The sequence below is a fragment of the Halomonas sp. Bachu 37 genome (assembly GCF_039691755.1).
GTDB lineage: Bacteria > Pseudomonadota > Gammaproteobacteria > Pseudomonadales > Halomonadaceae > Vreelandella > Vreelandella kashgarensis.
In genome coordinates this window covers 310,020-327,637 of sequence record NZ_CP137552.1, presented here as the reverse complement: position 1 = coordinate 327,637, position 17,618 = coordinate 310,020, and the positions used below count along the sequence as shown (strand labels likewise).

The 17,618-nt window shown below is 59.2% G+C and carries 19 protein-coding genes and 1 riboswitch; of the genes, 10 read left to right on the top strand and 9 right to left on the bottom strand.

Translation table 11 applies throughout. From position 1 onward, the window contains the following. Positions 1 to 49: 49 nt before the first annotated feature. From R5M92_RS01395 to R5M92_RS01385, 3 genes are read left to right on the top strand one after another with little or no spacing between them, the layout of a single operon-like run. Positions 50 to 421 (top strand): hypothetical protein, encoded by a 372-nt coding sequence (locus R5M92_RS01395; protein ID WP_346797272.1) that lies wholly within the window; start codon positions 50 to 52, stop codon positions 419 to 421. A 4-nt stretch (positions 422 to 425) separates the two neighbouring features. Further along, complete coding sequence (locus tag R5M92_RS01390; protein ID WP_346797271.1) at positions 426 to 1,379, top strand: lysophospholipid acyltransferase family protein; 954 nt, start codon at positions 426 to 428, stop codon at positions 1,377 to 1,379. A 33-nt stretch (positions 1,380 to 1,412) separates the two neighbouring features. After that, positions 1,413 to 1,763 (top strand): hypothetical protein, encoded by a 351-nt coding sequence (locus tag R5M92_RS01385; RefSeq protein WP_346797270.1) that lies wholly within the window; start codon positions 1,413 to 1,415, stop codon positions 1,761 to 1,763. 26 nt (positions 1,764 to 1,789) lie between these two features. On the opposite strand, the gene R5M92_RS01380 is transcribed toward R5M92_RS01385, so the two are convergent. Next, the gene (locus R5M92_RS01380) at positions 1,790 to 2,119 is read right to left on the bottom strand and encodes a four-helix bundle copper-binding protein (protein ID WP_346797269.1); all 330 of its coding nucleotides are present in this window, start codon (positions 2,117 to 2,119) and stop codon (positions 1,790 to 1,792) included. 153 nt (positions 2,120 to 2,272) lie between these two features. Then, positions 2,273 to 2,743 (bottom strand): GFA family protein, encoded by a 471-nt coding sequence (locus tag R5M92_RS01375; RefSeq protein WP_346797267.1) that lies wholly within the window; start codon positions 2,741 to 2,743, stop codon positions 2,273 to 2,275. 138 nt (positions 2,744 to 2,881) lie between these two features. Between R5M92_RS01375 and R5M92_RS01370 the strand changes: the two genes are divergently transcribed. Next, positions 2,882 to 4,219 carry an erythromycin esterase family protein gene (locus tag R5M92_RS01370; protein ID WP_346797265.1) on the top strand — a complete coding sequence of 446 codons (1,338 nt, stop codon included), beginning with the start codon at positions 2,882 to 2,884 and terminating at the stop codon, positions 4,217 to 4,219. Between the two features lie 9 nt (positions 4,220 to 4,228). Further along, the gene (locus R5M92_RS01365) at positions 4,229 to 4,927 is read left to right on the top strand and encodes a phosphoribosyltransferase (protein WP_346797263.1); all 699 of its coding nucleotides are present in this window, start codon (positions 4,229 to 4,231) and stop codon (positions 4,925 to 4,927) included. A 136-nt stretch (positions 4,928 to 5,063) separates the two neighbouring features. Here R5M92_RS01365 and katG read toward each other — a convergent pair whose 3' ends face one another. The 3 genes from katG to R5M92_RS01350 form a co-directional block, all read right to left on the bottom strand. Continuing rightward, positions 5,064 to 7,262, bottom strand: coding sequence for a catalase/peroxidase HPI (gene katG, locus R5M92_RS01360; RefSeq protein WP_346797261.1), 2,199 nt, complete (start codon positions 7,260 to 7,262; stop codon positions 5,064 to 5,066). A gap of 404 nt (positions 7,263 to 7,666) precedes the next feature. Further along, positions 7,667 to 8,140 (bottom strand): DUF1456 family protein, encoded by a 474-nt coding sequence (locus R5M92_RS01355; protein WP_346797259.1) that lies wholly within the window; start codon positions 8,138 to 8,140, stop codon positions 7,667 to 7,669. Further along, the gene (locus R5M92_RS01350) at positions 8,130 to 8,573 is read right to left on the bottom strand and encodes a tetratricopeptide repeat protein (protein WP_346799197.1); all 444 of its coding nucleotides are present in this window, start codon (positions 8,571 to 8,573) and stop codon (positions 8,130 to 8,132) included. Before R5M92_RS01350 ends, R5M92_RS01355 begins: the two co-directional genes overlap by 11 nt. A gap of 389 nt (positions 8,574 to 8,962) precedes the next feature. On the opposite strand from R5M92_RS01350, the gene R5M92_RS01345 reads away from it, so the two are divergent. The 5 genes from R5M92_RS01345 (at position 8,963) to thiC (ending at position 13,758) form a co-directional block, all read left to right on the top strand. Continuing rightward, positions 8,963 to 9,451 (top strand): TspO/MBR family protein, encoded by a 489-nt coding sequence (locus tag R5M92_RS01345; protein WP_346797257.1) that lies wholly within the window; start codon positions 8,963 to 8,965, stop codon positions 9,449 to 9,451. A 31-nt stretch (positions 9,452 to 9,482) separates the two neighbouring features. Further along, positions 9,483 to 10,304 carry an aldo/keto reductase gene (locus tag R5M92_RS01340; RefSeq protein ID WP_346797256.1) on the top strand — a complete coding sequence of 274 codons (822 nt, stop codon included), beginning with the start codon at positions 9,483 to 9,485 and terminating at the stop codon, positions 10,302 to 10,304. Positions 10,305 to 10,421: 117 nt separating this feature from the next. Then, positions 10,422 to 10,772 carry a hypothetical protein gene (locus tag R5M92_RS01335; protein ID WP_346797254.1) on the top strand — a complete coding sequence of 117 codons (351 nt, stop codon included), beginning with the start codon at positions 10,422 to 10,424 and terminating at the stop codon, positions 10,770 to 10,772. A gap of 95 nt (positions 10,773 to 10,867) precedes the next feature. Continuing rightward, positions 10,868 to 11,028: riboswitch (TPP riboswitch) on the top strand. 89 nt (positions 11,029 to 11,117) lie between these two features. Continuing rightward, the gene (gene tenA / locus R5M92_RS01330; protein ID WP_346797252.1) at positions 11,118 to 11,801 is read left to right on the top strand and encodes a thiaminase II; all 684 of its coding nucleotides are present in this window, start codon (positions 11,118 to 11,120) and stop codon (positions 11,799 to 11,801) included. Positions 11,802 to 11,826: 25 nt separating this feature from the next. Continuing rightward, positions 11,827 to 13,758 carry a phosphomethylpyrimidine synthase ThiC gene (gene thiC / locus R5M92_RS01325; protein ID WP_346797251.1) on the top strand — a complete coding sequence of 644 codons (1,932 nt, stop codon included), beginning with the start codon at positions 11,827 to 11,829 and terminating at the stop codon, positions 13,756 to 13,758. A 70-nt stretch (positions 13,759 to 13,828) separates the two neighbouring features. On the opposite strand, the gene R5M92_RS01320 is transcribed toward thiC, so the two are convergent. The 4 genes from R5M92_RS01320 to R5M92_RS01305 all read right to left on the bottom strand — a co-directional run bounded on the left by R5M92_RS01320 (position 13,829) and on the right by R5M92_RS01305 (position 17,360). After that, the gene (locus tag R5M92_RS01320; protein ID WP_346797249.1) at positions 13,829 to 15,157 is read right to left on the bottom strand and encodes a TRAP transporter large permease subunit; all 1,329 of its coding nucleotides are present in this window, start codon (positions 15,155 to 15,157) and stop codon (positions 13,829 to 13,831) included. Further along, complete coding sequence (locus R5M92_RS01315; RefSeq protein WP_346797247.1) at positions 15,154 to 15,669, bottom strand: TRAP transporter small permease subunit; 516 nt, start codon at positions 15,667 to 15,669, stop codon at positions 15,154 to 15,156. Before R5M92_RS01315 ends, R5M92_RS01320 begins: the two co-directional genes overlap by 4 nt. Positions 15,670 to 15,791: 122 nt before the next feature. Beyond that, complete coding sequence (locus tag R5M92_RS01310; RefSeq protein WP_346797245.1) at positions 15,792 to 16,853, bottom strand: C4-dicarboxylate ABC transporter substrate-binding protein; 1,062 nt, start codon at positions 16,851 to 16,853, stop codon at positions 15,792 to 15,794. 324 nt (positions 16,854 to 17,177) lie between these two features. Continuing rightward, on the bottom strand, positions 17,178 to 17,360 hold the full coding sequence (locus R5M92_RS01305; protein ID WP_346797244.1) for a CsbD family protein: 183 nt from the start codon (positions 17,358 to 17,360) through the stop codon (positions 17,178 to 17,180). Between the last annotated feature and the right edge of the window lie 258 nt (positions 17,361 to 17,618).

Sequence of the window (17,618 nt, the reverse complement as noted above, 5' to 3'; positions counted from 1 at the left end):
ACGCCCGCAGTGCCGATATCGGCATTTCCCGTCACGATCAGGAGAAGTTATGACCGACGCGCTGGAACCTCGTACAGCCGAGCCCGATGAGACGCCCGATACCACGATCGTCATGGTCAACTACGCGCTCCATCTTGCCTCTATCATCACCGGCGGCGTCACCTCGCTGGTCGCCGTCGTGATTGCCTACTGCTACAAGGGCGCGGGCCCGGCATGGTTGGATGAACATTACCGTTTCCAGATACGTACCTTCTGGCTGGCACTTCTGTATTTTTCCGTTTCCGCTTTGCTCACCCTGGTATTGATCGGTTTCGTGACCTGGCTGTTGGCCGTGATCTGGCTGGTAATTCGCTGTGTCAAGGGGCTCAAGGCTGTACAACAGAAACGCGCTCCGGATAACGTCACTACCTGGTGGGTGTAGGACGATGGAGCCGGACACTTCCTCTTCCAAGAAGGCTTCGCCAGAGATTCCACTACTTTCCCGTGCCGGCGCCATCAGCTGGCTATGGCGACGCCTTTCGTCCTGGCCATTACCGAGACTGTGGAAGCTCGCGCGAGTCATCGGCCCGTTGATATATCGTCTGAGCAAACGCGAACGCACGGTTACCGAGCGCAACCTGAAAACCGTGTACCCCGAGCTTTCCAAAGCGGAGCGCAAAAGGCTGGCCAAGTTTAGCCTCGTTCACTCCAGCGCCACCATGCTCGAACTGGGCCATGCCTGGATGGGCGATCCTCAGCGGGTGGAAAGCGGCATCGTTGCAGTGAAGGGCCAGGAAAAGCTCGACCAGGCCCGTGCCGAGGGGCGTGGCGTAATCGTCCTCGCCCCTCATTTCGGCAATTGGGAAATTCTCAATTTCTGGCTTTCTCATCATTTTCCATTCACCGCCATGTACGAGCCGCCCAAGCTCGCCCCGCTGGACCCGGTGATTCGCCAGGGACGCGAACGCATGGGCGCACAGCTGGTGCCGACCAATGCGCGTGGCGTTGCCGCTCTGCTCAAGGCGCTCAAGCGCTGCGAGGCCGTGGGTATCCTGCCGGATCAGGAACCCTCCTGGGGCAGCGGTGTTTTCGCCCCGTTTTTCGAGCGGCCCGCCTATACCGCAACGCTTTTGCCCAAGCTGGTCGCCCGCACCCAGGCCCGGGTGGTTACGGGCGTGGCGCTGCGGCTCCCCGGCCAAGGGTTCGAACTGCACTTTCTGGATGCCGATTCCCGGGTCTACTCGGATGACGAGGCCACGGCGGCCACCGGGGTCAACGCCAGCGTAGAAGCGGTCATCGAACTATCGCCCGCGCAATATCAATGGGAGTACAAGCGGTACCGCAAGGTGATCGAGCAGCAGCAGAACCATCCGGACTACCGACGCTTTCGTCTCTACTGAATTGAAAAAAATTGACTCCCCTCGAGAGGTAACATGTCCCAGACCTACGTTCCCCGTGACGAGAAGCGAACCCCGCAACTTGTCTATGCGCTATATCTCGCCGGCCTGGTAACCGCCAATCTCACCTTGTTGATCGGTGTCATTGTGGCGTATGTTTATCGCCGGGATGCAGCATCGTGGCTTCAGGATCACTATCGCTACCAGATACGGACCTTCTGGATCGGTACCCTGTATTCCGCGATAGCGTTTGTATTGAGTGTGTTTTTCGTGGGCGTCCTGCTATGGCCGCTGTTGGCGCTGTGGCTCGGGGTACGCTGCGTCCTGGGATGGCTTGCAATACGCAAGAACCAGCCCCCGGCACGGCCGGGGAGCTGGCTCTGGTAAGGTACTGTTTGTTTTGCAATATAAGATCAGGCCGCCATGGCGTTACACTCTTCGGCACAACGATGGCAGGCCTTGGCACACTCCTGGCAATGATCGGCATCGTGCTTGGCACACTCATCGCCACACGCCTTGCAGATAGCGGCACAGATTCGGCAGATATCCTTGGCGTATTCACTGCCTTGCGCCATGAGCGATGCCGCTAGCTGGCAGATTTGCGCACATTGACGGTCGAGACGGATGCACTCGGCCATCATTTTCACATCGTCTTCCTGCAGGCAGGCGGTCGCGCAGGAGTCGCAATAGACAGCGCAGATATTGCACGCTTCGATACACGACTTGTATTTTTCAAATTCCATCTTTGACTCTCCCTTTCTGTTCCTGTCTCGAATGCACCTCTTGTCACGTAACGGTTCATTAAACCGGGCCGTGAAAATCGTGCTCTCGGTACCCGCTGGGTATCACATAAAAAAGGGTAGTACAGATGCCATGAGTAACAAGCGGCGGCTTCTCTACCGCTCCAACCCCAGGCGTTGATGCCATTCGGCGAGACTCTCAGCCGGATATGCAACGAAGCACTTGTCGTGCGCCTGTGCGTTCACCTCGACCCATGCCGCCTTGCTTCCCAGCATCATATGAGTCAGTTCCGGTGGTGAAGGCAACGGGGTGTCGATCGCCGAAGCAAAAGGATGTACAAGCTCGGGCCAGTCGGGGTCGTAGACCCAGAGCGCGCTGGCGCAGCGCTTGCAGAAATGCCGCTCTCCCGTGCTCCGCTCCCCATTGATGAGTGCGCGGTAGATCGAGATATGCTCCTCGCCACTAACGCTCAGTGTCTTGTTATCGGCGCCGAGATTTATCGCGTATCCGCCGCCGCCCGCTGTCTTGCGACAAACCGAGCAGTAACAGCGGTTGAAGGGATAGGGATGGTGCGATTTCACGCTGAACGTGACCGCCTGACAATGGCATGAACCCTCCAGCAGCATAGTGCCTCCTTCAGCGCTATTTCCGAGAGTGTTAGCCAGGAAACCGCGTGGGTTTGGATAAGCTCTTACTCCTTACTATAGTAAATTCCACGCCAACCCCTTGGCCGAGACTGAAAACCAGCGTTCCGGGAGAGTCGCATGAGTCGCTCAATACCAGAACCACACACTTCCGCCAGGCAAACCGCCAATGCCATCGCGGCTGCCTGCGAGCCCCTTCCCGAGTTGCAAGAGGAGGAAGCGTTCGGCGCCCAATTCGACCGTTTCGGCAAGGCCAAGGTTGTACTGCTGGGCGAGGCCTCTCATGGCACCTCCGAATTCTACCGGGCGCGTGCCGCCATCACCCGGCGGCTTGTCGAATATCATGGCTTCAATATCGTGGCAGTCGAGGCGGACTGGCCCGATGCCTCGCGCATCGACCGCCATGTTCGCCATCGCCCTTCGGCAGGCGACGAGCAGCAGGCTTTCACTCGTTTTCCGACCTGGATGTGGCACAACCGGGAGGTGGAAACCTTTATCCAATGGTTGCGACACCACAACGCAGGGCTGTCCTTCAACCAACGCACCAGCTTTCGCGGTCTGGATATCTACTCGCTGGGTACCTCCATTTTCGCCGTGCTCGACTACCTGGACCGTATCGATCCTGAGACTGCAAGAATCGCCCGCCAGCGTTATGGCTGCCTGACGCCCTGGCACAATGAACCGGCCCGCTACGGACACGACGTTCTGCGTGGCGAACGAGATGCCTGCGAAGAAGCGGTAATAGAGCAACTTCAAACACTACTGAACCATCGGCTTGACTACATGGCTCGGGATGGCGAAGAAGCCTACTTCGACGCCACCCAGAATGCCCGCGTGATAAGAGCCGCCGAACAGTATTATCGGCTCATGTACCGGGGCTCGACCGAATCGTGGAACCTGCGCGACCGGCACATGTTCGATACTTTGCAGCAACTGATGCAGGCCAAGGGCCCCGACGCCAAGGTAGTGGTCTGGGCGCACAACTCCCATATCGGTGATGCCTCCGCCACCGAAATGGGCTGGCAGGGTCAGTTCAATATCGGCGAGCTATGCCGGAAAGCCTATGGCGACGATGCGGTTCTTATCGGTTTCGGCACGCATACGGGAAGTGTGGCCGCGGCCGATAACTGGGATTCACCGATGAAGATCAAGCAGGTAATGCCATCACGGGACGACTCCTTCGAACGCATCTTCCACGAGACCCGACTTCCGCGGGCCTTGATCGAGCTACGCCACCCACGCCAGCCCGATGTTCGCGAGTTGCTCACCCAGACGCGCCTCGAGCGGGCCATCGGCGTCATCTATCGCCCCGAAAGCGAGTACTTCAGCCATTACTTCAAGGCTTCGCTGGCGGAGCAGTTCGATGCTTACGTCTGGTTCGACGAGACCTCCGCGGTCACACCATTGCCCAGCGCAAGGCCCCAGGGAGTTCCCGATACGTACCCGTTTGGTGTCTAGGAGCCGCTCATGTCCAACAATCATGGCAACCAGGTATTCGAGAATCGCCGCGAAGCAGGTCGTGAACTCGCCCGAGCAATAACCGGTACACACCACGACCCGGCACGGCATGAACCATTCCTATATGACCTGATCCTCGCGCTTCCCCGCGGAGGCGTGCCGGTGGCCTACGAGATCGCCACGCGCCTTGGGCTTCCACTGGATGTAGTGGTGGTGCGCAAGGTAGGCGCCCCGGGACAGCCCGAATTCGGGCTTGGGGCCGTTGTCGATGGTGACCCGCCCCAGGTGGTGCTGACAGAGCGGATGCTGGAGCTATTCCAGCCATCCGAAAGCTACCTTGAAGCGGAAACCCAGCGGCAGCTACAAGAGATAATGCGCCGCCGCCAAGCCTATATCGGCAATCGAGCGCCGGCCAACGTCAGTGGTCGGCGAGTCCTCCTGGTGGATGATGGTATCGCCACCGGCGGCACCGCCAAGGCGGCAGCGAGAGCACTACGCCAGGCGGGAGCCGCCAGAGTGACGCTCGCGGTCCCCGTGGCCCCGCAATCCTCGCTCACTGAGTTAGCCGCCGATGTCGACGATATCATTTGCCTGGCCACACCCGAGCCTTTTACCGCTGTCGGAAAGCACTACCTGGATTTCGATCAAACCAGTGACGAGGAAGTCATTACGTTGCTGCAGGAGGCTGAGGCGTTGCGGGAGGGCTAGTGCTTTGGGTATGTAGGCTTTTGAACTCAGGCAGCAGCCACCATAAAAAAATCCCGAAGGCTGTGGGGACACAGCCTTCGGGTGCGGTTTATGGTCGTTACAAGTAGCGGCCCGCCTTCCTTGGCGGGCCTGAACCTCAGCGGTGCAGGTCGAAGCGGTCGTTCTCCATGACCTTGACCCAGCCGGAGACGAACTTGTCGATCATGTGGCGCTCACCTCCGTTCGCGGCAAACTCCTCCGCGATGGCACGCAGCTGGGAGTTCGAGCCGTAGACCAGATCGACGCGAGAGGCGGTCCACTTGGTCTCGCCGGTCTTGCGATCCCGACCCTCGAAGCGCTCCTCGCCCTCGCCGATCGGCTCCCATACGGTGTTCATGCTGACCAGGTTGACGAAGAAGTCATTGGTGAGCTGGCCCGGACGGTCGGTGAGGATCCCGTCGGTATTGTCACCGGCATTGGCACCGATCGCGCGCATGCCACCCACGAGCGCCGCCATCTGCGGTGCGCTGAGGTTGAGCATGAACGCCCGATCGACCATCAGATGCTCGGCCGGGATGGACGTCGTCTGCTGCTGCATGTAGTTGCGGAAGGCGTCGTGACGCGGCTCGAGATAGGCGTGGGTGTCGACCTCGGTCATCTCCTGGGTCGCGTCGGTACGGCCCGGAGTGAACGGCACGGTGAGGTCGTGCCCGGCCGCCTTCGCCGCCAACTCGACCCCGACGCTGCCGCCCAGCACGATCATGTCCGCCAACGAGATGTTCGCATCGGAAGCGTCCTTGAGCTGCTCGAGCTTATCGATCACGTCAGCCACGCCGGAGCGTACGTTGATGTCCCAGCCGGCTTGCGGCTCGAGACGGATGCGCGCGCCGTTGGCGCCGCCGCGATGGTCGGTCTGGCGATAGGTACAGGCCGAGGCCCAGGCGGTGCCCACCAGCTGCTTGGCGCTGAGGCCGGAGTCGGCGATCTGCTGCTTAAGAGTCGCGACCTGCTCGTCAGTGACCAGTGGCCCTTCGTGTTCGGGGGTCGGGTCCTGCCAGACGAGGACTTCTGCGGGCACCTGCGGGCCGAGATAACGGTCACGCGGCCCCATGTCGCGGTGCAACAGCTTGTACCAGGCACGGGCGAACTCGTCGGCGAGGACATCCGGGTTCTCGCGGTACTCCTTGGAAATCTCGAGGTAGTCGGGGTCGACGATCATCGCCATGTCAGCGGCAGTCATGACCGGTGGGTTCTTCTTGCCTTCGACATGGGCGTCGGGAACCCAGAACCCCTCCTTGACCTCGACCGGCTCCCACTGGTTGGCGCCGGCCGGTGACTTCTTGACCTCCCACTCGTGGGAGAAGATGGTTTCGAGATAGGTGTTGTCCCACTTGGTCGGCGTGGGGGTCCAGGCGCCTTCGAGTCCCGAGGTGATGGTGTACTCGCCAAGGCCGGTCTCGTGCTTGTTCGCCCAGCCGATCCCTTGCTCATGAATCTTCGCGCCTTCGGGGGCGTCGCCGACGGCATCCGCCGGCCCGTTGCCGTGCATCTTGCCGAAGGTATGGCCACCGACGGTCAGCGCGACGGTCTCGCGATCGTTCATCCCCATGCGGGCGAAGGTCTCGCGAACATCCTTGGCGGATTTCGCCGCGTCCGGCACGCCGTTGGGGCCTTCGGGGTTGACGTAGATCAGACCCATCTGGACCGCAGCAAGCGGGTTGTCGAGTACCCGGCTGCCATCTTCGAAGCTGCCGGTGTAACGCTCGTCGTTGGTGGCCAGCCACTCGGTCTCGGGACCCCAGTAGATGTCGTCCTCGGGCGCCCAGATATCGGAGCGGCCGAAGCCGAAGCCGAAGGTCTTGAAACCCATGGTCTCGAGCGCGCGGTTACCGGCGAAGACCAGGAGATCGGCCCAGGAGAGTTTCTCGCCGTATTTCTGCTTGATCGGCCACAACAGGCGGCGTGCCTTGTCCAGGTTACCGTTGTCGGGCCAGCTGTTGAGCGGGGCGAAGCGCTGTGCGCCGGTGCCACCGCCGCCGCGACCGTCGAGCGCCCGGTAGGTGCCGGCCGCGTGCCATGACATGCGGATGAAAAACGGGCCGTAATGTCCCCAATCGGCGGGCCACCACTCCTGGGAGTCGGTCATCAGCGCGTCGACGTCAGCGGAAAGCTCGTCGACGTCGAGCTGCGAGAATGCCTCGCCGTAGCGAAAGCCCTCACCGAAGGGATTGGCGTCCGGGTGTTTCTGGTGCAAAACGTTGAGGTTGAGCTGGTCGGGCCACCAGTGCTCGTTACCTTGCAGGCGGGGCGTGGTACGCGCCCCCCACTCCGGGCGTGTAGGTTTTATATCGGACACGTTATTCTCCTCGACTGGATGGTGGCTTGCTAGACTGACCTTTATGATTCTAGATCGCATCAGGTATTGAAAACACCTTCTGGCCCGCTATAGAAGTCATTGAAAAATTCTATAAATCTTCAAGTTACATTGAAGGATTCAACCTTGATCTCGTCAAGCTGGAGACTGTGTGGGCTACACCGTCCGATCAGGTGCCGCCTGGTGGCGGTACTGTTCGGTAACGGTGTCAGTTTCGCCGGGGCGATTCAAGTAGACACCCCCCCTCAAGGTGAACCGTCGTGCCGGGGAGGCTTTCGTAAAAGGAGACACCCCTAATGATGTAACCGCCTATCCTCCACTTGAAGGGAAGCAGCCGGCCCGTTGGTCTACCTGCGATTTCCAGCTTCTTTACCATCGGTTTTCACTTAAAGAATATCCGCGTTCGGTCTCAACTGGCGCTGGATGCCGAGCAGGAAATTGCGCAGCATCTGGTCCTTGCATTCGCGGTAATTCTTGTGGCCCGGCTTGCGGAAAAAGGCGCTGAGTTCGTGATGACTCAACGGTAGTCCGACCAACTCAAAAACTTCCAGCACATCATCCGCTTTCATGTTCAGGGCAATGCGCAGTTTCTGGAACACCATATTATTGTTCAGCTGGGCTTCCGGCGCGGGCGGCGGGCCTTCGCGCTTGCCACGCTTGAAGCTGATAAACCCGTTCAAGAAAGCCGCCAGCTCCTTGTTCTTCATCGTGACAAAGGCGTCGTCTTCATCCTTTTTCAGCCAGGCCGCCACCTGCGCCCGGGTCATGCTGACATTCGCCAGGGCGAAGATATCCACGATGGTGCTGTCCTTTAAATCAAAGGTATAACGGATGCGGCGAAAGATATCGTTATTGGTCAAAATGGGGTTCCTGGCCGGTGGTTAGTTTTTTGAGCAGCTCATCGATTTCTGCTTTCAAATCGTTATCTTCGATGCCCTGGGCGCTGGCCTGAGCATGCTTCAGACGCTGGATAGCGTCATCCGTCTGGCCTAGTTCGACTTGCAGCGTCGCCATCGAGTAGCCGATGGAAGCGATATGATCTTTCGACGGCTTGGTAATGGCCTTATCGAGCGCCTTTTGATAGATCGGCAGCGCCTCCTCCAGCTCTTCAGTGAAGTCAGCCAGGGTTTCCCACTGCTCCGGGTGGTCCTTCTCGGTGTGCTCGTGTTCGGTGCAAATCGCCCGCAACTCGGCATACAGCGCCTCGAAGGTAGCGCGGTCATCCTTGGCAGCGGCCTTCATCAGCTTTTCAGCGAGTTCGTAAACCGCCTTGTATATCTTGGTGTTGATCATGACCACTACCTGTTTCCCATAAAAATTAATCAGCCAACCGACCTGCTTGAATACGTTGGCAGCACAGCTGCCGTGGCCAGTCATTGTACCTGTTAAGGATGGGCTTATGGACGACAATGCAAGATTGGGCGTTTGCGGCGAATCTAAAAATATCCAACAGAACGGAATACCAAGACCTGAACGACACATCGGCCACCCATCCCTTTCGCCAGCACCCATCGGGCGAAGGCGTCGGCCTGGGGTCCGTCTCCTGCGCCGCGTCGATCACCAGGCGCAGTTGCCGCCCTGTTGAGACGCGATTCCTGCGGTCGAACGTCACCCGCCATGGCCGAATTCACCACCCCGCACTACCCTTGAAGCGATTTTCGCCAACCTAAGTAGGAATATTCATGCGTGAGCTCTCCCGCAGCAAACAAATCAAGGGTCTCATCGGCTGGCTGGTGCTGGCCTACCTCGCCGCCGCCATTGGTGCCATCGCCTCTGTCAATGCGGCCTCGTTCTACGAAACACTTCAGCAGCCCACGTGGGCGCCGCCAGCCTGGCTATTCGGGCCGATATGGACAACGCTTTACGGATTGATGGGCATCTCCGCTTGGCTTGCCTGGCGCGAACCAGGTTCCCGACCTGCACTGGTGATGTTTCTAGTGCAACTGGCACTCAATGCCCTGTGGAGCTGGCTCTACTTCGTCTGGCAGCTGGGGGCAGTCGCTTTTATCGGTGTGGTAGTGTTGTGGCTACTGATCGCCATCACTCTGATGATGTTCTGGCGCCTCAAACCACTGGCCGGCGCAATGCTGCTGCCTTACCTCGCCTGGGTGAGCCTGGCCTGCGCGCTCACCTGGAGCACCTGGCAGCTCAATCCTCAGATTCTGGGATGATTCAGAAAAGCAACACAACCGGGAAGAGAATATGCAGACGATCGAACTAGGCGGCGACAGCGTACCCCGTATCGGCCAGGGCACCTGGCACATGGGCGAGAATGCCGGGCAGCGCCACGCTGAGTTCAGGGCACTGCGTGAAGGGTTGGACCTGGGCATGACGTTGATCGATACCGCCGAGATGTATGCCGAGGGCGGCGCTGAAGAGATCGTTGGCCAAGCAATTCGCGACCGGCGTGATGAAGTCTATCTGGTCAGCAAGATCTACCCGCACAACGCCAGCACCCAGGGGGTACTAGCCGCCTGCGAGCGCAGCCTGCGCCGATTAGGCACCGACACTATCGATCTATACTTGCTGCACTGGCGCGGCCAGTACCCGCTGAGCGAAACCGTAGAAGCGTTTGAGCGGCTGCGCGAACAGGGCAAGATTCTGCGCTGGGGCGTGTCGAACTTCGACGTTGACGACTTGGCAGAACTCGATGCGCCCGCTTGCGCCACCAATCAGGTGCTCTACAATCCAGGAGCCCGCGGCATCGAGTACGACGTGCTGCCCTGGCAGGCACGACACAGCATGCCGCTCATGGCCTACTGCCCGATCGGGCAAGGCGGCGCCCTGCTGCGCGACGCCGCCCTGCAACGCATCGCCGACAAACACAGCGCCACCCCCGCTCAAGTCGCCCTCGCCTGGGCACTACGTCACCCCGGTGTGATTGCCATTCCTAAAGCCGTGAACCTAGAGCATCTCAAACAGAATTTTGATGCTGATAAGCTCAGACTCGACGACGATGACCTGGCGCAAATCGACGCTGCCTATCCCCCGCCAACGCGCAAGCAGTCATTGCAAATGGTGTGAGGGCGAGCCACTCAACGGCCCAGTACTGGTTTGTGAATACGGTATTTGTGCTGATATGGCTACGCTTTCATAATCAAGGCCGTGCTGCTGGTATGGATTGCGCTAACGGGATGGGGAATGGATAACGCACCGAGCGCAACAAACCCACCGGTTGCCATAGGCATCGCCATCACCGGCTTCAGCCTGATCATCATGCCGCTGACGGCGCCGCTGAGCGGCGGCTCCTGGCACCAGGCAGAAGTGTTCGGCATACACGCCGACCCCACGGCGGTCACCACGCTGGGGCTGATGCTTATCCTGCTGCGGGGGTTCGCCCTCTGTATCGCCGCCATCATCCCAGCACTCTGGCTGGTCGTTTCAGGCCTAACCCTGCAGGTGCTGAATTCCACGGGCGCCGCCCTACTGTTCGCCGTACTGGCGATTTTGTTGGTTGGGCTGGTTTGGAAAAGTATTGAATCCAAGCGATAACGAAGCAGCACCGGTGCCGTTTACGCGGATGAAAGTGGGCTGCGCCATCATGCACCATTGCATCTCCACCACCCGCCTTCTACACTCCGCTAACGAACAGCTTGACGGGGTGCCGGTGAAATCCGGCTGAGATGGCGCAGGGTGAGCATTTTTTGCTGCCAAGTGCTGGTCCCGCTGAACCTGATCCGGCTAATGCGCTGCTACTCACACTACGAGCGGCGCGGGTACCGGCGTAGGGATCAAGCGATGGCCATGGCTAGCTCTCTCACGATCGCACGCCACCTTTCCGCGCCATTCCCTCGGTCTTATTCGCCCACCCTCCGGATCATCATCACCGGAGGCATCATGGGTTACCGCTTTACCGATCTCACCACCGCCTGCCAAGAAGATTGGCGCGCCTATATCGAGCACGATTTCGTGCGCCAGCTGGGTAGCGCCACGCTGCCTGAGGCATCGTTTCGACACTATTTGAAGCAAGACTACCTGTTCTTGATCCACTTCGCCCGCGCCTACGCGCTGGCTGCCTATAAAAGCCCCACCTTGGCGGATTTACGCCAAGCCCATGAAGGAATGAAAGCCATCGTGGATGTGGAGCTGGGCCTGCTCGTCGGCTTTTGCCAGGAGTGGGGTATTTCCGAGCAGGAGCTGGAAGCGCTCCCCGAAGCCAGGGCCACGCTCGCTTACACCCGCTATGTGCTGGATACCGGCAACCGCGGCGACTTGCTCGATTTGCACGTGGCGCTGGCCCCCTGCCTTTTCGGCTACGGCGAAATCGCCAACTGGCTGAACGCCCAAACTTCTACTCTGCGCGGCAGCCAAAACCCGTTTGATGCCTGGATTGCCATGTACGAAGGCGACGAGTTCCAGGCCGCCATGCAGGAGGAGCTTGCGTGGCTCGATGCTCGCTTGGCCGATGTCACCCCCACTCGTTTTCGTGAGCTCAGCAAGATCTTCCGTGATGCCACCCGCCTGGAAATCGACTTCTGGCAGATGGGCCTTGAGCTGATCGATCACGACCTTTCTGAATAACCACCAACAATACAGAGAAACCATCATGATCAGGACCGTCAAGAGTAAAACCGCCCACTTTCTCGCCGAAACCGCCCAGGTGGATGCCGCTGCCGTGGCCCCGCTGCCCGGCTCGCGCAAGGTTTACGTGGAAGGCTCGCGGCCAGATATTCGCGTGCCGTTTCGGGAAATCATTCTCTCGCCCACCAAAACCAGCGGTGTGGATGAAGAGAACCCGCCGCTGCTAGTGTACGACACCTCCGGCCCCTACACCGATCCCAACGCCCAGATTGATTTGCGCCGGGGCCTGCCAGAGCTGCGCCGGGCCTGGATCGAAGAGCGCAACGACACCGAGTTTATGGATGGCCCCACCAGCCAGTACGGCCAGCGCCGCGCCAACGACCCCACCCTTGCCCAGCTGCGTTTTGATCTGACCCGTACCCCGCGCCGTGCACTCTCTACAAAGGACGGGCGGACTGGAAACGTGACCCAGCTGCACTACGCACGCCAAGGCGTCATCACGCCGGAGATGGAGTTCATCGCCCTGCGGGAAAACCAGCGCCGCCAGGCGCTGGGAACGTCAGAGGTTGAACGCATCCTGGGCCACCAGCATGCGGGCCAGAGCTTTGGCGCCAGCATTCCGGACGAGATAACGCCAGAGTTCGTTCGCGATGAAGTCGCCAGAGGTCGGGCGATCATTCCCAACAACATCAACCACCCTGAAAGCGAGCCGATGATCATTGGCCGCAACTTTCTGGTCAAAATCAACGGCAACCTGGGCAACTCGGCGGTAACCTCCTCCATTGAAGAGGAAGTGGACAAGATGACCTGGGGCATCCGCTGGGGCGCGGACACCATCATGGACCTCTCCACCGGGGCCAATATCCACGAAACCCGCGAATGGATCATCCGCAACTCACCGGTGCCGATCGGCACGGTGCCCATTTATCAGGCGCTGGAGAAGGTCAACGGCATCGCCGAAAACCTCACCTGGGAGGTCTTTCGCGATACGCTGATCGAGCAGGCCGAACAGGGCGTGGACTACTTCACCATTCACGCGGGGGTGCTGCTGCGCTACGTGCCGCTCACCGCCAACCGCGTCACCGGCATTGTGAGCCGTGGCGGTTCCATCATGGCGAAGTGGTGCTTGTATCACCATCAGGAGAGCTTCCTGTACACCCACTTCGAGGAGATCTGCGAGATCTGCAAGCAGTACGACGTGGCGTTCTCCCTCGGCGACGGCCTACGCCCCGGCTCGATTGCCGATGCCAACGACGAAGCGCAAATGGCCGAGCTGAAAACCCTGGGCGAACTCACCCACATTGCCTGGAAGCACGATGTGCAGGTGATGATCGAAGGCCCCGGCCACGTGCCCATGCACCTGGTGAAAGAGAACATGGACAAGCAGCTGGAGTACTGCGACGAAGCGCCTTTCTATACGCTTGGGCCGCTGGTGACGGATATAGCCCCCGGCTACGACCACATTACTTCCGGCATTGGTGCTGCGATGATCGGCTGGTTTGGCTGTGCAATGCTCTGCTACGTCACCCCCAAAGAGCACCTTGGCCTACCCAACAAGGATGATGTCAAAACCGGCATCATCACCTACAAGATTGCCGCCCACGCGGCGAATTTGGCCAAGGGCCACCCGGCGGCGCAGCGGCGCGATAACGCGCTCTCCAAGGCGCGCTTCGAGTTCCGCTGGGAAGACCAGTTCAACCTGGGCTTGGACCCGGACACAGCCCGGGCATTCCACGATGAAACCCTGCCCAAGGACTCCGCCAAGGTGGCGCACTTCTGCTCCATGTGCGGGCCAAAGTTCTGCTCCATGAAGATCAGCCAGGAAGTGCGCGACACCTACCGCGATCGCACTCCGGAAAACGCTGCCGACAGCGATGCCGAAGCGGTGAAGCGCGGCATGCAGGAGCAAGCGGAGAAATTTCAGCGGGAAGGCAGTGAGCTGTATCAGGAGGTATAACCTATACCTGCGAGTGCGAAAGGTACAACGCAAACGCCGCCCGAAGGCGGCGTTTGGGATCGACAGGCAATCAGCGCCAGGAGGGTCCGCTCATCAGGTCCGGCAGCCACAGGGCCAGGCTGGGGAATGCCAGTACCAGCGCCAGTACCACGAGCTGGGCAAGGATGAAGGGAACCACGCCCCAGTACATGTGCTTGAGGGTGATTTCGGGAGGCGTGATCGCCCGCAGGTAGAAGATGGCCGGGGCCAGGGGAGGCGTAAGGTAACTGGTTTGCAACACCACCAGGAACGCCACGCAGAACCAGATTTCATCGAACCCGAGCATACGCACGATCGGCATCGCCACGGGAATGATGATCAGCACCACCGAGATCAGGTCGAGCACGAAGCCGGCAATGAAGGCGATCAGCAGGATCAAGCCGAGAATCACCCAGGGGCTCAGGCCGGTATCCATCAGCAGCGACTGTACCGTGGCCATGCCTCCTGAGGCGAAGAACACGCCAGCGAACATGCTGCCGCCCATGACGATCAGCAGGATCATGGCCGAGATATTCATGGTCTTGATCGCAGCGTGCCATAGCACCTCACGGTTAAGGTTGCGATAAGCCAGCGCCAGCAATATCGAGCCCAGCGCCCCACAAGCCGCCGCTTCGGTAGGCGTAGCCAGACCCAGCAATATCGTGCCCAGCACGGTGAAGATCAGCAACATGGTGGGCAACAGCGCTACCAGGGTGATGCGCATCTTGTCCGACCAGCTTATCTCCGGCTCGTCTTCCACCACACGAGGCGCCATCGCCGGCTTGAGATAGGAGACGCCGATGATATACACCAGAAACATCACCGCCATCAGGAAACCGGGAATCAGCAGGCCGCTGAATAGCGAACCGACGGAAACGCCAGCAACCGGACCCAGGACGACAACGGTAATGGAAGGAGGAATCGCCGTACCCAATGAACCACTGGCGCAGATAGTGCCGGATATCAGGCTCTTGTCGTAATGGTGCTTGAGCATTACCGGTACGGCCAACATGCCGATGACCGCCTCGGTGGCGCCCACTACACCGCTGGAGGCGGCGAACAGAGTGCCCATCACGATAGCGCCGACGCCCAACCCGCCGGGCAAGCGCCGGGTCCACATATGGATGGCTTCAAATAGCCTCTCGGCTATCCCCGAGCGCTCCAGCATCGACCCCATGAAGATAAACAGCGGGACCGCAGCAAGGATGGAATTGGAAGCGGTATCCTCGATTTTCGTCAACAGCTGATAAGCAGCAACATCGCCGAACTGGATGATACCGAAAAAGGCCGCGACGAGAATCATCGAGAAGGCGATGGGAAACCCGGCGATGATGAAGACCATCAGGGCCGGAAACATCAGTAGCGAAAGGTAACTGCTCATGAGCTTGGCTCCTCTTGATGCGAGCGGCCCATGATTACCAATGCCGCTTTAAGGAGCTCGGCCAATACCTGCAACGCGAGCAGCGCGAAACCGACGAACCAGACCGTCAGGATCGGCCATATCACGGGATTCCAGGCCGAACGACCGGAGCGCTCGTTGCTTTCGAAGGCCTGGGAAGCGTAGGCGAACAACTCCCACACCAGCCAGACTAGCAAGGGCAGGAAGCAGAGATAGCCCACGACGCGTACCAGGGCGTTGGCTCGCCGGGACAACTGCAGCGAAACCAGGTCGACGCTGACATGCTGGCCGACTCGCAACGCATTGGCCATGCCCAGCATGAAGATCGCTCCCATCACCATGTAGCTGATTTCAAAAGCCCATAGGGTTGGCCGCCCGATCACATAGCGGCTGAAGACTTCGTAAACCAAAGCACCAATCAAGGGAAAGACCAGCACCGCACCAAGCCAGCCGGCCCAGCGCGTCAGTGCTTCAAGCGCGTGTATGAGTTTCATGGGGGATAATCCATTGCATGAAAAGAACGAAAACGCCGATAAACGCATAAAGAGAGGCGCTAGGCCTCTCTTGTCATGCAGATTTCCATCCAGGCGGATATTTCAAACGTACCCGGGTTGCGTTAACGCCCCATGGTACCGATCGGCAGACGATAGGCCGGCCAGGTATTCATGGTCTCCTTGAAGTCACGCTGGGACTCCAGGACACGGGCGAACCACTCATTGTCCGCGGCGTATTCGTCTTCCCACTTCACCGTTTCTTCATAGATGGTGTCGATGAATTCCTGGTCCAGGTGGACGATCTCGTTGGGCCCATCGATCAGCTCCTGATAGGCTTCCAGGTCGGCAAAAGAGCTGGCCAGCCAGGTCTCGAACACGCTCAGCTTGCCCGCCAGCCGCAGCATTTCCTGGTCGTCTTCGCTGAGCTCGTTCCAGGTATCTTCGTTGACCTGGCACTCGAGGAAGCCACCGGACTGGTGAACACCGGGAAGGATCACGTACTGCGCCACTTCCTGGAAGCCGGTCGGCCGGTTCATCTCGGGGCTGCCCCACTCGGCGGCATCGATCACGCCGCGCTCGAGTGCGCTATAGATATCGCCTCCCGACATGACCACGGTGGATGCACCAAGTCGCGACGCCAGCTCCGACCATGCACCGGAAGTGCGCAGGCGCAGCCCTTGGAAGTCTTCCAGGGTTTCCACGCGCTTGTTGGAGTGCAGGAACACTTCCGTTCCCAAGATGGCGCAAGGAAACGCGACCACATCGAACTGGTCACGGCGATACTCTTCGTACATTTGCGCACCGCCGCCCTCATACATCCACAACATGAACTCTTCAGGCGTCAAGCCACTGGAATGGCCCGCCAGCAGTGCCGTGGTCGGATCGGAGCCGTAGTCGTAATTAATGTAATTGTGGCTGACCTCGGCCACGCCGGACTTGACCGTGTTGGTTACGCGCAGGGCGCTGCCCAGCGTGCCGCCGGGGAACACTTCGATTTCGATTTCGCCATCGGAAAGTTGATTGACGCGGTCGGCGAACATCTGGGCGTCACGCTCGAGCCAGGGACCACCGCTCCAGGGAGTCGCCATGCGCCACTCTTTCTCCGCTGCATCTGCCATGGCGGAAAAGGTAGTAATACCGGCACATACGCCAACGGCAACCGCAATTCGAGTCATCTTGTACATGTCAGGTTTCCTCTTGATTGAAAGCGCCAAGCTAAGTCGTTTCGAATTCTTGCGTCGGCTTTTTCTTTTTTTTTGCCGACAGGGCTCATGGACAATATCACCGGGCTTGCTTGCTGTTTTGGCTCAGACTGCGCAATTCTGTGCCGATTCTCAGGCAAATCCATATCCGCAAGACCAAAGGCGAATAGTAGTTCCTGCAGCTTTCGTTCCATTCAGCAAAAAATTCAAAAAACCGACCTGGAAACAGAAATATAAGCATTAAACGACAACAGGGGGGCCGAAGCCCCCCTGCTGCATGTCAGTCCGATACCAATATATAGCTGGCTATTTCTTTTTCTGGCTCTCCTTGGCCTCGCCCTTGCCTTTCTGCAGCTCGCCTTTTGCCTGCTGCACCTTACCTTTGGCCTGCGTCTTGTTATCGCCGGTCGCCTTGCCTGCCGCTTCCTTCGCCTTGCCTGTGGCTTTGCTGGCGGCGCCTTTTGCCTTGTCTTCCGAACCCGTTGCCATGGGAACACCTCTAATCCGTTAGTGGGAATCGCGTACATGAAGGCAAAGTTTCTCCATGTGACGGCTTATTGATCAGCGTAGCTGATAAACAAGTTGTCTCAACCTTTTGCGGTGGTCATCCTGTCGACCCGCATGGGTCAAGTCGTGCCGGTGAGCCAGTCATGGATGGGCTAATCCACTGTCGTGGTGCATGTTAAACTAAGGTCTTGCATCTATGCTTACCACCAGTTTGTCTGCCGAGCGCTGTCAAGGCGCGGA

Coding starts and splice junctions, on each gene's coding strand:
- R5M92_RS01395 (WP_346797272.1), top strand. CDS start 50: ATGACCGACGCGCTGGAACCTCGTACAGCCGAGCCCGATGAGACGCCC.
- R5M92_RS01390 (WP_346797271.1), top strand. CDS start 426: ATGGAGCCGGACACTTCCTCTTCCAAGAAGGCTTCGCCAGAGATTCCA.
- R5M92_RS01385 (WP_346797270.1), top strand. CDS start 1,413: ATGTCCCAGACCTACGTTCCCCGTGACGAGAAGCGAACCCCGCAACTT.
- R5M92_RS01380 (WP_346797269.1), bottom strand. CDS start 2,119: ATGGAATTTGAAAAATACAAGTCGTGTATCGAAGCGTGCAATATCTGC.
- R5M92_RS01375 (WP_346797267.1), bottom strand. CDS start 2,743: ATGCTGCTGGAGGGTTCATGCCATTGTCAGGCGGTCACGTTCAGCGTG.
- R5M92_RS01370 (WP_346797265.1), top strand. CDS start 2,882: ATGAGTCGCTCAATACCAGAACCACACACTTCCGCCAGGCAAACCGCC.
- R5M92_RS01365 (WP_346797263.1), top strand. CDS start 4,229: ATGTCCAACAATCATGGCAACCAGGTATTCGAGAATCGCCGCGAAGCA.
- R5M92_RS01350 (WP_346799197.1), bottom strand. CDS start 8,573: ATGATCAACACCAAGATATACAAGGCGGTTTACGAACTCGCTGAAAAG.
- R5M92_RS01345 (WP_346797257.1), top strand. CDS start 8,963: ATGCGTGAGCTCTCCCGCAGCAAACAAATCAAGGGTCTCATCGGCTGG.
- R5M92_RS01340 (WP_346797256.1), top strand. CDS start 9,483: ATGCAGACGATCGAACTAGGCGGCGACAGCGTACCCCGTATCGGCCAG.
- R5M92_RS01335 (WP_346797254.1), top strand. CDS start 10,422: ATGGATAACGCACCGAGCGCAACAAACCCACCGGTTGCCATAGGCATC.
- tenA (WP_346797252.1), top strand. CDS start 11,118: ATGGGTTACCGCTTTACCGATCTCACCACCGCCTGCCAAGAAGATTGG.
- thiC (WP_346797251.1), top strand. CDS start 11,827: ATGATCAGGACCGTCAAGAGTAAAACCGCCCACTTTCTCGCCGAAACC.
- R5M92_RS01320 (WP_346797249.1), bottom strand. CDS start 15,157: ATGAGCAGTTACCTTTCGCTACTGATGTTTCCGGCCCTGATGGTCTTC.
- R5M92_RS01315 (WP_346797247.1), bottom strand. CDS start 15,669: ATGAAACTCATACACGCGCTTGAAGCACTGACGCGCTGGGCCGGCTGG.
- R5M92_RS01310 (WP_346797245.1), bottom strand. CDS start 16,853: ATGTACAAGATGACTCGAATTGCGGTTGCCGTTGGCGTATGTGCCGGT.
- R5M92_RS01305 (WP_346797244.1), bottom strand. CDS start 17,360: ATGGCAACGGGTTCGGAAGACAAGGCAAAAGGCGCCGCCAGCAAAGCC.